Annotated in this window: 13 protein-coding genes and 1 tRNA gene; 5 read left to right on the plus strand and 9 right to left on the minus strand. The window is 74.5% G+C overall.

Translation table 11 applies throughout. The features are described 5' to 3' along the window. Positions 1-33: 33 nt before the first annotated feature. The gene (locus B5P21_RS11735) at positions 34-771 is read left to right on the plus strand and encodes a sulfite exporter TauE/SafE family protein (RefSeq protein WP_094171183.1); all 738 of its coding nucleotides are present in this window, start codon (positions 34-36) and stop codon (positions 769-771) included. 39 nt (positions 772-810) lie between these two features. On the opposite strand, the gene B5P21_RS11740 is transcribed toward B5P21_RS11735, so the two are convergent. The 3 genes from B5P21_RS11740 to B5P21_RS17340 all read right to left on the minus strand — a co-directional run bounded on the left by B5P21_RS11740 (position 811) and on the right by B5P21_RS17340 (position 5911). Continuing rightward, positions 811-2238: an amidase gene (locus B5P21_RS11740; protein WP_045527175.1), complete on the minus strand. Its 1428-nt coding sequence runs from the start codon at positions 2236-2238 to the stop codon at positions 811-813. Between the two features lie 87 nt (positions 2239-2325). Further along, positions 2326-4473 (minus strand): bifunctional metallophosphatase/5'-nucleotidase, encoded by a 2148-nt coding sequence (locus tag B5P21_RS11745; RefSeq protein ID WP_045527173.1) that lies wholly within the window; start codon positions 4471-4473, stop codon positions 2326-2328. 124 nt (positions 4474-4597) lie between these two features. Further along, a complete protein-coding gene (locus tag B5P21_RS17340; protein WP_045527171.1) occupies positions 4598-5911 on the minus strand; it encodes a LuxR C-terminal-related transcriptional regulator in 1314 nt (437 codons plus the stop codon). A gap of 119 nt (positions 5912-6030) precedes the next feature. On the opposite strand from B5P21_RS17340, the gene hxlB reads away from it, so the two are divergent. Together hxlB and hxlA are read left to right on the plus strand one after the other, a co-directional pair. Continuing rightward, entirely contained in the window at positions 6031-6639 is a 609-nt protein-coding gene (gene hxlB, locus B5P21_RS11755; protein ID WP_045527169.1) for a 6-phospho-3-hexuloisomerase, read from the plus strand. 56 nt (positions 6640-6695) lie between these two features. After that, positions 6696-7319, plus strand: a complete 624-nt coding sequence (hxlA, locus tag B5P21_RS11760; protein ID WP_045527167.1) for a 3-hexulose-6-phosphate synthase — start codon at positions 6696-6698, stop codon at positions 7317-7319. Between the two features lie 75 nt (positions 7320-7394). Here the strand turns inward: hxlA and B5P21_RS11765 are convergent, their stop codons facing one another. Together B5P21_RS11765 and B5P21_RS11770 are read right to left on the minus strand one after the other, a co-directional pair. Further along, positions 7395-8399 carry an NAD-dependent epimerase/dehydratase family protein gene (locus B5P21_RS11765; protein ID WP_080939288.1) on the minus strand — a complete coding sequence of 335 codons (1005 nt, stop codon included), beginning with the start codon at positions 8397-8399 and terminating at the stop codon, positions 7395-7397. Beyond that, positions 8396-8617 carry a hypothetical protein gene (locus B5P21_RS11770; RefSeq protein WP_045527166.1) on the minus strand — a complete coding sequence of 74 codons (222 nt, stop codon included), beginning with the start codon at positions 8615-8617 and terminating at the stop codon, positions 8396-8398. The genes B5P21_RS11765 and B5P21_RS11770 overlap by 4 nt, the downstream gene beginning before the upstream one ends. 128 nt (positions 8618-8745) lie before the next feature. Between B5P21_RS11770 and B5P21_RS11775 the strand changes: the two genes are divergently transcribed. Beyond that, a complete protein-coding gene (locus B5P21_RS11775; RefSeq protein WP_080939287.1) occupies positions 8746-9897 on the plus strand; it encodes a CPBP family intramembrane glutamic endopeptidase in 1152 nt (383 codons plus the stop codon). On the opposite strand, the gene B5P21_RS11780 is transcribed toward B5P21_RS11775, so the two are convergent. The 4 genes from B5P21_RS11780 to B5P21_RS11795 all read right to left on the minus strand — a co-directional run bounded on the left by B5P21_RS11780 (position 9779) and on the right by B5P21_RS11795 (position 12142). Beyond that, complete coding sequence (locus B5P21_RS11780) at positions 9779-10468, minus strand: GNAT family N-acetyltransferase (RefSeq protein ID WP_094171184.1); 690 nt, start codon at positions 10466-10468, stop codon at positions 9779-9781. The genes B5P21_RS11775 and B5P21_RS11780 overlap by 119 nt on opposite strands. Positions 10469-10521: 53 nt before the next feature. After that, on the minus strand, positions 10522-11208 hold the full coding sequence (locus B5P21_RS11785) for a uracil-DNA glycosylase (RefSeq protein ID WP_045527162.1): 687 nt from the start codon (positions 11206-11208) through the stop codon (positions 10522-10524). 10 nt (positions 11209-11218) lie between these two features. Continuing rightward, on the minus strand, positions 11219-11941 hold the full coding sequence (locus B5P21_RS11790; protein ID WP_052663174.1) for a Type 1 glutamine amidotransferase-like domain-containing protein: 723 nt from the start codon (positions 11939-11941) through the stop codon (positions 11219-11221). A gap of 125 nt (positions 11942-12066) precedes the next feature. Beyond that, positions 12067-12142, minus strand: a tRNA-Glu gene (locus B5P21_RS11795). Positions 12143-12311: 169 nt separating this feature from the next. Between B5P21_RS11795 and B5P21_RS11800 the strand changes: the two genes are divergently transcribed. Further along, positions 12312-12950, plus strand: coding sequence for an MBL fold metallo-hydrolase (locus B5P21_RS11800; protein ID WP_045527160.1), 639 nt, complete (start codon positions 12312-12314; stop codon positions 12948-12950). Position 12951: the final 1 nt, after the last annotated feature.

Below are 12951 nucleotides of genomic sequence, written 5' to 3' on the forward strand. Positions count from 1 at the left end.
GATCGGGACCGGGATCCACGGGAGGATGTCAGGGTGATCGCCCCCGTCCTCGTCGCCGTGTTCGTGGGCGCGGTGGCGCAGCGCGTGACGGGCCTCGGCTTCGCGCTCGTGGTGGCGCCCGTGCTGGTGATCCTGCTCGGGCCGTTCGACGGCGTGATGATCGTCAACCTGTGCAGCGTGCTCTCGGCGTCGCTGATCCTCGCGGGCGTGCGGCGCGACGTGGAGTGTCGGCGCTACCTCCTGCTCGCGGGGCCCGCGGTGGTCGGCATCGTGCCGGGCGCGCTGCTCGCCTACCTGCTGCCGGAGCCGGCGCTCGAGATCGGCATCGGCGTGCTGCTCGTCGCCGCGCTCACGACCTCGCTCGCGCTGCGCCGCACCACCCGGGTGATCGACGGCCCGGGCGTCATGGCCGGCTTCGGCTTCGCGGCGGGCGTGATGAACGCGGCAGCCGGGATCGGCGGGCCGAGCGTGAGCGTCTACGCGGTCGTCAGCCGGTGGAAGCAGCGCGGGTTCGCGGCCACGCTGCAGCCGTTCTTCCTCACCACGGGCGCGGCGTCGCTGATCACGAAGCTCGTTCTCGCGCCCGACCGCTTGCCGGACCTCGGCGCGGCCGCGTGGGTCGGCATCGTGGTGACGCTCGTCGCCGGGGTGGGCGCGGGCACGCTGCTGGCACCGCGGATCCCGTCCCGCGGGGCGCGCACGGCCGTCGTGGTGATCTCGTTCACGGGCGCGGTGACGGCGATCGTCAAGGGCGTCGGCGGGCTCGTCTGATCCGGGCGCTCCCCGCTGCGGCGCTCACCGCTGCGCCGCTCACCACTGCGGCGGGTGCCGGCGCTGCCAGTGCAGCCGCCGCTCGAGCTGCCGCCCGATCGCGAGGAGCGTCGCCTCCCCGCCCGGCCGCCCGATGAGCTGCACACCCATGGGCAGGTCGTCGTCCGTGAGGTGCACGGGCAGCGTGATCGCGGGCAGGCCCGTGACGTTCGCGAACGACGTGTACGGCGTGTACCGCACCTGCTGCGCGAAGTTCCGCTCGCCGTCCTCGGCGTCGTACCAGCCCACCGGCCGCGGCTCCTGCGCGAGGGCGGGCGTGAGCACGGCGTCGACGTGCGCGAACTGCGCGATGACGCTGCGCTCGTAGGCGGCGAGCTGGGCCAGCGCGCGGGCGAGGTCGCGGGCGGAGAGCGCGCGGCCGCGCTCGACGAGCCAGCGCGTGAGCGGCTCGAGGAGGTCGAGCTGGTCGCCCTCGGCCGGGATGCCCGCGGCACCGGCCTGCCAGATGGTGCGGAACGCGGGCGCGTAGGTGGGATCCGGGCGGAGCGCGAGGTCCTCGAGGCCGTGGCCCATGGTCGCCAGCTCGCGCACGGCGAGGGCGAGGGCGTCGTCGGCGGAGGGGTCGCGCACGATCTCGTAGGCGTCGTCCCACGGGGTCGTCGTCATCACGCCGATCTGGAAGCGGCCCTCGCCGCGCACGGCCGCGCCCAGCAGGTCGCCGTCGGGATCCTCGGGCGCACGCAGGGTGAAGGGGTGCGGGATGCGGCCGTTGACCCGGCCGATCATCGCGTCGAGCAGCATGGCCGCGTCCGCGACGCTGCGGGCGAGCGGGCCGGGCACGACGAGGCCGGCGAGCGACTCCTGGCCGGATCCCGCGGGCACGAGGCCGCGCGACGGCTTGAGGCCGACGAGGCCGGTGGCCGCGGCGGGGATGCGCACCGAGCCGCCGCCGTCGGATCCCGGGGCGAACGGGAGCAGGCCCGCCGCGACCGCGACGGCCGCTCCCCCGCTGGATCCGCCGGCCCCGCGCGTGGTGTCCCACGGCGTGCGGGCGGGCGGCGCGACGAGGCTCTCGGTGTACGACGGCAGGCCGAACTCGGGCGCGCTGGTCTTGCCGAGGCTGATGCCGCCCGCGTCGTCGAGCGCCTGCGGGATCGCGTCGGTGCGCTCGGAGATGTGGTCGCGGAACAGGCGCGAGCCGAACGTGGTGCGGACGCCGGCGCGCTCGGACAGGTCCTTGTCGCCGAACGGCAGGCCCCAGAGCGGCGCGGTGCGCGGCACCTCGCGCTCGACGAACCGCGCGCGCTCCAGGGCGCGGTCGGCGGTGACGGTCGAGAAGGCGCCGAGGCCCGGATCCAGCCGCTCGATGCGCTCGAGGTAGTGGGTCACGAGCTCGGTCGGGGTGACCACGCCGCGCTGGAGCTGGTCCCACTGGTCCTGGGCGCTGAGGTGGTGGAGTTCGAACACCGCTCCAGCGTAGGCCGGGGCGGATGCGCGGACGGGGCGGGCGCCGGTCGTCCGGCACCCGCCCCGTCCGTCACGGACGCGCCCGCGTCAGCGGCGCACGGCCGACGACATCCGGCGGCGGAAGGCGACCAGCGCGAGGCCGAGGACCAGCGCCGCGAGCGAGGTCCCGAGCACGGGGCCGGACTCGGATCCGGTCGCCGCGAGCGTCGGCTCGGAGCTCGGCGCGGGCACCGTGCCCGTGCCGGACGGGACGACGGATCCCGCCTCGGTGTCGAGCGCGTAGAGCACCGAGGCGCCCGTGCTCGGCAGCAGGAACGCGAGCTGGTGCGGTCCCGCGGCGAGGCCGGCCGGCACGGTGAACCGGACGCTCGCGCGCCCCTGCTCGTCGGTCGTGTCGACCACCGCGGCGTCGATCGGCGTGTGCGCGACCTCCTCGCCGTCGATGAGCGTCACGACCTCGGTGTCCTGCACGGGCGCGTTCGAGACGAGCAGCGAGGACATCTCGTACGAGCGCTCCTGGCCGGCGGCGGGTGCGGCTCCCGTGGTGTCGACGACCCCGATGGAGCGCGTCGCCGAGTCGGGCTCGACGGGCGAGAACTCGGTGATGTGGTCCACGAACGCCGTGAGGTCGACGCGACCCGAGTCGCTCTGCTCGGTCGTGTTCGCGAGCTCCGTGAAGTTGTCGCCGCCCTCCGCGAGGAAGCTGTTGGCGACCATCGTGAAGACGCGCGCGGGATCCACCGGCTCGCCCTGGAAGAACACGCCCGCGATCCTCGCGCCGCGCGCGGCCGTCGGGTCGTACGTGTAGGTGAGGTCGCGCGAGAGGCCGAGCTTGAGGAACGGCCGCGACGACCCCTCCGGCTGCCACTGCTGCTCGAGCACGGCCTTGACACCCGCGCCCGTGATCTTCGCGGTCGTGAGCGTGTTGGCGAACGGCTGCACGATGGCGGCCTCCTTGTAGGTCACCTCGCCCTCGGAGTCGCCCGCGCCGGAGGACGCGACGTTCAGGTCCTGGCGGATGCCGCCCGGGTTCATGAAGGCGATCTCGGTGCCGAGGTCCGCCTGCGTGGCCCACAGCTGCGCATCGGCGACGAGGTTGCCGATCGTGGACTCGCCGCCGCGGTTCTCGGAGCCGTCGGCCTGGCGGGCGCGCGTGATGTCGCCCGTGATCTCGCCGACCGTGCGGCTGCCGATGACCTCGGCCTTCGCGACCGCGTCGTCGACGATGCGCTGCACCGCGGGATCCGCCGGAAAAGCCGGCTTCCCGTCCGCGGTGAGCAGCGGCACGAGCTCGCTCGAGATCGACGTGAGGGCCCTGGTGGCGCTATCCACCGTGAGCGACAGGTGCCCGAGGTTCGTGCCGTAGCTGCCGGTCTGCAGCACGGGCAGCGGCAGGGCCCTGCCCGCGACGGGCAGCTCGTAGTCGTAGCCGAGGTGGGTGTGGCCGGAGATCACGGCGTCGACGTCGGCCTGCACGCCCGTGACGATGCGGCCGAAGACCGAGTCGTCGGTGAGGGACGACTCGTCGGAGGTGGACGCGCCCTCGTGCACGACGAGCACGACCACGTCGGCCTCGCCGTTCGCGTCGTCGCCGTCGCGGAGCGCGCGGGCGGTCGCGGTGGACGCGTCGACGACGCTGCCGACGTCGAGGGTCGCGATGCCGGCCGGGCTCACGAGCTCGGGCAGCGCCTCGGTGGTCGCGCCGACGAACGCGACGCGCACGCCGTCGATGTCCTGCACGTCATAGGCCGCGTACGCGTGCTCCGTCGTGCCCTTCTCGTAGAGGTTCGCCGAGATGTAGGGGAAGTCCGAGTGATCCGTGACGCGGCCGTCGACGTCGTCGCGGCCCTGGTCGAACTCGTGGTTGCCGAGGGTCGAGACGGAGACGCCCATGGCGTTGAGCGCGTCGAGCGTCGGCTCGTCGGCTTGCGACAGCGAGGTGAAGGTCGATGCGCCGATGTTGTCGCCCGCGCTGATCAGCGTGCTGTTCGGGTTCTCGGCCTTCGCCTGCTGGAAGGCGCCGGAGATGACGGCGGCGCCCGCGGTGGACGACGTGGTCTCGAGGCGGCCGTGGAAGTCGTTGATCGAGTACACGTCGATGGCGACGTCGCCCTCGGCGGCCGACGCGGGCGCGGCGCCGAGGCCGAGGACCGCGGTGGCGGAGAGCCCCGCCACGAGGGCGAGGGCGCCGGAGCGCGCGGCTCCGGACGGGTGACGGGTGGGAGCTGAGCGCATGCGGGGACATCCTCGTTCGGGCGGGCGGCGGTGCTCAATACCTTACGGAGCTGCGGTTTCCGTGCGGTTAACTCCCGGATCCGCTGCGAGCGCCGCCGCGCCCGCGCGCTGCCGCCGTGCCACCTCAGCCGCGCACGAGCCCCGCGAGCTCCGCCCGGGTGGAGGCGCCCATCTTCCGCAGCAGGTTCGCGACGTGGAACTTCACCGTGTTCTCGCTGATCCCGAGCGCGGTCGCGATGGCGCGGTTGCGGGATCCCCCGGCCACGAGCGCGAGCACCTCCCGCTCGCGCGCGCTGAGCCCCGCCTCCCCGGCGGCGTCGAGACCCGCGGCGGGCGCGTCGAGCGGCAGGCGCACGGCGATCTCGGATCCCCAGCCCGGCGTCGCCGTCACGTCGAGCGCGCCGTCGAGGGCGGCGACGCGGTCGGTGAGGCGGCGGAGCGCGTCGAGGTCGGCGGTGGTCGCGCCCGCGCCGTCGTCGCGGATCCCGACGAGCAGGTTGCTGCCGTCGCAGTCCCACTGGATCCGCACGCGCGTCACGTCCGGCTGCTCGACGAGCGCGAGCACGGCGCCGCGGACGATGGCCCGGCCCGCGTGCGCGACCTCGCCCGGGAGCGCCCGGCCGTCGACGGGCGGCTCGACGAACTGGACGTCGAGGTCGCGGAAGCGCACGAGCGGCCGCAGGTCGTCGCGGAGCCGGGCGAAGGCGCGCGCGACGGGCTCCTCGCCGAGCGAGCGGTCGCGGTCGCTCGCGGCGCGCAGCTCGACCATGGCGTTGGTCGCCAGGTCGGCGGCGGTCTGGCGCGCGGCCGCGTCGCCCGTGCGGGAGGAGCGGAGCACCGCGAGGAGCGACTCGAGCGTGGTGGCGTGCGCGTCGCCGAGCTCCGACACGACCCGGGCGCGCTCGGAGGAGACCGCGCGCGCCTCGGCGAGGTAGGCGGGCGGCGCGGCGGCGACCTGCTGCCGGATCCCGTGGGCCACGCTCCGCCACAGCGCGCGGACGAGCTCGCGGGCACCGGGGACGTCGTCGTGCGCGGCGACGGGATCCACGAGCACGAGGAGCGCGCCCGTGTCGGCGCGCCACGCGGCGACCGTGCGCGGTCGGCCGCCGACGGGGTGCTCGACGGCCCAGGCGGAGCCGGCGTCGCCGGCCACGTCGCCGGATCCGTCGGCGAGGCTCGCGAGGATCCGGTCGAGCTCGGCGATGGTCACGTTCTCCACGACCTCGGCCTCGCCCGCCTTCTTGCGCGGGCGGCCGGTGCAGTCCTCCGTGAAGATCACGAGGGCCCGGTGCGCGACCACCGGCTGGAGCAGTCCGGACAGCGCCTCGGCCACCTCCTGCAGCGGGGCGGCGAGCGCGTCGTGCAGGCCGTCGAGGAGGGCGACCTGGTCGGCGGCGGGAGGGGCGGCGGGATCGGCGGGGTGGGTCCGAGACGGCATGCCGCCACCGTACGCCCACCCGATCCGCCGCCCGCGCGACGGCGACCTGCTCGGACGGGTAGGTGGATCCACCCGTCGGGTGGGCGGCACGGACGGGCCGCGAGGAGCACCCTCGAAGAGTGACGAACACGACGCACCCCCGCCCGACCGGCGACGCCCCCGTCGACGTCGCCGCCGCGATCACCCTGATCTCCGACGAGAACGCCCGCGTCGCCCGCGCCCTCACGGACCCGGATCTCGCGCAGCGCCTCGACGAGGCCGCCCGCGTGATCCGCGACGGCCGCCGCGTCTTCGCCCTCGGCGCCGGCCGCTCCGGCCTCGCGCTCCGCATGACCGCCATGCGGTTCATGCACCTGGGGCTCGACGCGCACGTGGTCGGCGAGGCCACGTCGCCCGCGATCGAGGAGGGCGACGTCCTCCTGGTCGCGAGCGGATCCGGCACCACCGCCGGCATCGTCAGCGCCGCGCAGACGGCGCACGACGTCGGGGCCCGCATCGTGGCCCTGACGACGGCCGACGACTCGCCGCTCGCCGACCTCGCGGACGTCACCGTGCTGATCCCCGCGGCCGCCAAGCAGGACCACGGCGGCACGGTCTCGGCGCAGTACGCGGGCGGGCTCTTCGAGCTCTCCGTCGCGCTCGTCGGCGACGCCGTGTTCCACGCGCTGTGGCAGGCGTCCGGCCTCTCAGCCGACGAGCTGTGGCCGCGTCACGCCAACCTCGAGTGACCGACGGTCACCCGATCCCCCACCACGACACGCATCACGACAGGAAGAGGAACCGCATGAAGCTCCAGGTAGCCATGGACGTGCTCACGACGAAGGACGCTCTCGAGCTGGCCGGCAAGGCCGCGCCGCACGTCGACATCATCGAGCTGGGCACCCCGCTCATCAAGGCCGAGGGCCTCTCCGCGATCACCGCGATCAAGGAGGCGCACCCCGACAAGATCGTCTTCGCCGACCTGAAGACGATGGACGCCGGCGAGCTCGAGGCCGACATCGCGTTCTCCGCGGGCGCCGACCTCGTCACCGTCCTCGGCGTCGCAGGCGACAGCACCATCGCGGGCGCCGTCAAGGCTGCGAAGAAGCACGGCAAGGGCATCGTCGTGGACCTCATCGGCGTCCCCGACAAGGCCACGCGCGCGAAGGAGGTCACCGAGCTCGGTGCCGAGTTCGTGGAGATGCACGCGGGCCTCGACGAGCAGGCGGAGGACGGCTACACGTTCGGCGACCTGCTCGAGGCCGGCAAGGCCTCCGGCGTCGCGTTCTCCGTCGCGGGCGGCGTGAAGCCCGGCACCATCGGCGACGTGCAGGACGCGGGCGCCGTGGTCGCCGTCGCGGGCGGCGCGATCTACTCGGCCGACGACCCGGCCGCGGCCGCCGCCGAGCTGCGGGCCGCCATTCGCTGATCCACCCGCATCACCCGAGCGCCGCGCACCCCGTCTCCGGACGGGTGCGCGGCGCTCGTGCGTGCAGCCCGTGCGTCAGCCGAGCGTCGCCAGGACCTCGAGCTCCTCGTCGCGCGTGAGGCCGGATGCGCGCGGCCGGTCGAGCCCGCGCTCGCGCTCGTCGGCGAGCACGTCCCGCATCGTCTCGGCGAGCGGGCGGCGCGGGACGCCGAGCGCGCGGATGGCCGCGTCGCTCCGGGCGAGCATCCCGGCCGCCTCGCCCGGCAGCCACAGCGGCAGCGAGCGCGGTCCCGCCCAGTGCAGCACGTCGGCCTCCGCGAGCTGCTCGTCCGTCGCCACCACCCGCTCCCCGGTGGATCCCGCCGCCTCGGCCGCGAGGTCCAGCGCGTCCGCCAGCGGGACGCTCTCGCCCACCGCGTCGACCACGCCGTCGAGCCCGCGCACCCCGGCCTCGACGACGAGGTCGGCGAGGTCGCGCGCGTCGATCACCTGCGAACGGCGTCCGGTCGTGTCCGGCACGAGCACGGGTCCGTCGCCCGCGAGCGCGAACCGGGCGGCCCAGTACCCGAACCGGTCGCTGTCGTCGCCGGGTCCGGTGATGAGGCCGGGGCGCACGATCATGCGCCGTCCGGCGAGCGCCGCGGTCACCGCGCGCTCGGCCGCGACCTTCGCCTGGCCGTACTCCTCGAGGTCGACGGGGTCCACGAGCGGCGCCGTCTCGTCCTCGCCCGGACGCGCGAACGACGCGTACACCGACACGGTGCTGACGAGCGTCCAGTGCCGGGCCCGGTCGGCGAGCGCCGCCACGGCCTCGCGCGCGTGCTGCGCCGAGGAGGTGAGGTCGACGACCTCGTCCCAGTCCGCGCCGGCGACGGCCGCGTACGCGTCGGGCCGGTCGCGGTCGACCGCGACGAACCGCGTGAGCTCGGGTGCGGATCCGCCGGTGCCGCGCGCGAGGCACGTCACCCGGTCGCCGCGCGCCGCCAGCCGCTCCGCGACGAGCCGGCCGATCCACGCGGTGCCGCCGAGCACGAGCACGTCCCGCGGGGCCACCGAGACGCCCGCGTCCGCGCAGCTCACGACTCGCGCGCCGGCGTCGTCTTCCCGGGCCGCACCGACGCCGTCCCCGCGACGTCGATCCGCGTCACGCCGCCCTCCTCCTCGGTCACGTCGATGCGCGGTGCCGCGTCCGACTCCACGGCCTTGGGCGCCGTCGTCAGCTGCTCGTGCCGCTTCTCCGCGAAGTCGGCGTCGCGGGCCGCGTCGTGCCCCAGATCCTCGTGCTCGTCCTGCTGCATGGGTGCGCCTCTCGTCCCGTCCACCGTACGCGGACGCGCGACGACGACCGCGCGCCGTCCGCCCTCCGTCGCGCGCCCTCCACCGTCGGGGGGATCCGCGCCGCAGCCGCCCCGCGTACCGTGGCGGCATGAGCGCACAGGAGCCGACCCCGCCCGATCCCGCCCCCAGCTCCTGGTCCCCGGTCGCGCCGCCCGTCGCGCCGCCCGTCGACCCCGGCGCTCCCCCGGCGGCCGGCATGCCCGACCCGATCCCGCCCGAGCTCCCGCCGCTCCCCGAGCGCCCGCCCGTCCCGTACCACCACGGCCTCCGCGACACGGGCGGCCCCTGGCGCGGGATCCTCGCGCTCGTGCTCGGCGTCGTCGCGTTCTTCGTCCTGTCGCTCGTGTTCGGCATCGTCGGCTTCGGGATCGACTTCCTCACCGGCCGCCTCGACCCGACGGACGAGTCGTCGCTCGAGACGATGACCCCCGTGATCATGCTCGCCACGAACCTGTCGCTGGCCGCCCTGATCCCCGTCTCCATGCTCCTGCAGCGCTGGCTCTTCGGCGTGCGGATGGGCGCGATGTCCTCCATCGCGGGCCGGTTCCGCTGGCGCTGGCTGGGCCGCGTCGCGCTCGTGATGGTGCCCGTCTTCGTCGTCTACATCGGCGTCACGTTCGCGCTCGACCCCTCCGGCGAGATCCGCGTCGACGGCGAGGTGGTCGCGTTCCTCGTCATCATCCTGCTCACGACCCCGCTGCAGTCCGCCGGCGAGGAGTACGGGTTCCGCGGTCTCGTCCAGCGCTCGGTCGGATCCTGGTTCCGGAGCACCCGGGTCGCCCTCGTGGTCGGGGCGCTGGTCTCCAGCTCCCTCTTCGCGCTCGCCCACCTCGCGGAGGACCCGTGGCTCATCGCCTACTACTTCGTGTTCGGCATCTCGGCGACCATCTCGGCCCGCATGACCGGCGGCCTCGAGGCGCCCGTGCTGATCCACGCGCTCAACAACACGCTGCTGTTCCTCCCCACGGCGCTCCTGGGCCAGATGTCCGAGAGCCTCGACCGCAGCGCGGGCACCGGCGGCCCGTTCATGCTGCTGCCGATGGTCGTGGTGCTGGGATCCGCGCTCCTCACCGGCTGGTGGGCGCGCCGTCATCGCCTCCAGACGGTCGCGCCCCGGCCGCTCACCGCGAAGGAGGAGCGGCGGGAGCGGGAGCGGGCGTGGTGGGACGGGGAGCGGCAGCGCCAGGCGTCGCTCGCCGCATGGTCCGCGCCCACAGGCCCGGCCGCTCCGTCGGCTTGAGCGTCAGCTGCATCGTGACGGTGCCGAGCCAGCGCCCGAACTTCCAGCCCACGCGGCCCATCCGCCCGCTCTCCGTGAAGCCGAGCGACGCGTGCAGCCGGATGGAGGCGTCCGCGCCCTGGTCGGCGATGACCGCGATGACCTCGCGGATCCCGGCCTCCCGGCACGCGCCGATGAGCGCCACCAGGAGCGCGCGCCCGAGGCCCTTGCCCGTGGATGCCGCGCCGAGGTAGATCGAGTCCTCCACGGTCGTCCGCGACGACCGGCGGTTGCCGACCGGCTCGACGAGCGCGTAGCCGAGCACCTGCCCCGACGGCGAGACCGCGACGAGGAACGGCATGCCCATGCGCTCGAGCTGGCTGAAGCGTCCGCGCCACCGGGCGAGCGTCATGCGCGTCTCGTCGAAGGTGACGGTGCTGTTCATCACGTAGTGGTTGTAGACCTCGCGGACGTCCGGGAGGTCGGAGGCCGTGGCCGACCGGATCTCGTAGGAGAAGACGGGCAGCGGCGGCGCGGGCTTCCGGAGGTGGGCGGGCAGGCGGCGCCTCCGCTGGTATTCCTCCTCGAGCATGCCGCGATCCTACGGGGACCGCGGCGCGCTCGGCCGGAACCCGCGATGCGGTCTCAGAGCCGCCAGTCGACCGGATCCGCGCCCTGCTCGGCGAGGAGCGCGTCCGCCCGGCTGAACGGCTTCGAGCCGAAGAACCCGCGCGACGCCGACAGCGGGCTCGGGTGCACCGAGGTGATCGGGGGCACGGGAGCCAGCATCGGCGCGAGCGATCCCGCGTCCTTGCCCCACAGGATCGCGACGAGCGGGCCGCCGCGCGCCGCCAGCCCGCGGATCGCGCATTCCGTCACGGCCTCCCAGCCCTTCCCGCGGTGCGACGCGGGAGCACCCGGCCGCACCGTGAGCACGCGGTTGAGCAGCAGCACGCCGCTGCGGGTCCACGCGGTGAGGTCGCCGTGCTCGGGGGTCGGGATCCCGAGGTCGTCGCGCAGCTCGCGGTGGATGTTGACGAGGCTCCGCGGCACGGGCCGTACGTCGGGCTCGACCGAGAACGACAGGCCGACGGGGTGGCCGGGCGTGGGGTACGGATCCTGCCCGACGATGAGCACGCGCACGTCGGCCAGCGGCTGCTGGAACGCCCGCAGCACGCGGTCGCCCAAGGGGAGGTAGGGGCGGCCGGCGGCGACCTCGGCCCGCAGCCACTCCCCCATCCGCGCGATGTCGTCGGCGACGGGCGCGAGCACGTCGGCCCAGCCGGCGTCCATGAGGCCGCGCTCGACGAGCTCCGGCAGGGTCAGCGCCACGGGCGGTGGATCAGGACGCGCCGGCGGAGCTGACGGTGACGCCGGTCTCCGAGCCGATGACGGACCAGACGCTGCCGCGCCCCTCGACGACCAGCTGGCCCTCGCCCACGATGAGCACGGTGCCCTCGTCGATGGCGACGCCGCCCTCGACGAGCCCCGCCTCGGTCGCGGCGATGAGCCGGGTGAGGGTGCCCCACTGGGCGGCGTGCACGTCGACCGCGACGTCGATGAGGCCGATGCCCTGCTCCACGGTGACCTCATCGAGGTCCTCGCTCGCGGACTCCTGCACGACCTCGACGTCGCCGATGCGCCAGCCGCCGACGATCGCGGTCTCGGCGGCGACCGCGGCGCCCGCGGAGAAGCCGAGGTACGGGACCCCGGCGGTGACCTGGCGGCGGATCTCGCCGAAGACCGGCTCGAGCGCCTGGCGGTACGCGGGGGTCAACCCGCCGCCGACGACGATGCCGTCGACGTCCTGCAGCTGCGCGACCTCGATGGATCCGCCCTCGGGCGCGAGCACCGCGACGGGCTCGGAGGCGCCCGCGGCACGGAGCGCGGCGGCGTACTGGTCGAACCACTCGGCGCCCAGGCCGTCGTGGACGAGGACCACGGCGATGCGAGCCGGCTCCAACCGGGCGGCAGCGGTCGCCCTCGTCGTCGCCTCGGACAGGAACCGCGCGAGGAGGGGGGTGTCGTCATCCGACAGGCCGCCTCCGACCAGGTGCACACTCACCCCTCGACGGTACAGGCCGCGGGGGTGGCGGGGAGCCGGATCCACGATGCCCGGCAGGTCCGCGGGCACCCCGGAACGACGAAACCCGGCATCTCGTGAGGAGATGCCGGGTTCCGGTGAAGCGGTGGTGACCCCAACCGGATTCGAACCGGTGTTACCGCCGTGAGAGGGCGGTGTCCTAGGCCGCTAAACGATGGGGCCGTTTTTGCAACTCGTCGAGTATGCCACAGCGCGCACAGCCCGACCAAATCGAGCCCCGACCGGGCCGGATCCGCCCGACCCGGTGCCGATCGCGCGCCCCCGACAGACGCCAGCCGGCGCCCCCGCGCGCCGGTTTGCCCTGCCCGCCCGGACGGTGTTGGCTCCTCTCATGCGATTGACGAAGCTCGAGCACGCCGCCCTGGTCCTGGAACTCTCGGGGCGCAAGCTCTTCATCGACCCGGGCTCCTTCACCACCCCCATCACGCAGGCGATGAACGCCGACGCCATCGTCATCACCCACGAGCACGCGGACCACTGGACGCCGGAGCAGCTCAAGCGGATCCTCGACAAGAACGAGGGCGTGCCCATCTACGCCCCCGAGGGCGTCGCGGCCGCCGCGACCGACTTCGACGTCACCGTCGTGCACGCGGGCGACGTCATCGAGGCCGGCCCCTTCACGCTGCGCTTCTTCGGCGGCACGCACGCCGTCATCCACGAGTCGATCCCCGAGGTCGACAACCTCGGCGTCCTCGTGAACGACACGCTCTACTACGCGGGCGACTCGTTCGTCGTGCCGGAGGGCGTCGAGGTCGACCTGCTCGCGGTCCCCGCGGGCGCGCCGTGGATGAAGATCAGCGAGTCCATCGACTACGTGCTCGCCGTGAAGCCCCGCCGCGCGTTCCCCACGCACGAGATGGTGCTGTCCACCGCGGGCAAGGGCATGTCGAACGGGCGCCTGCAGTGGGCGACCGAGCAGGGCGGCGGCGAGTTCCACGCCCTCGAGCCCGGCGATAGCATCGACCTCTAGG

Source organism: Clavibacter michiganensis subsp. insidiosus (genome assembly GCF_002240565.1).
GTDB classification, from domain to species: Bacteria; Actinomycetota; Actinomycetes; order Actinomycetales; family Microbacteriaceae; genus Clavibacter; species Clavibacter insidiosus.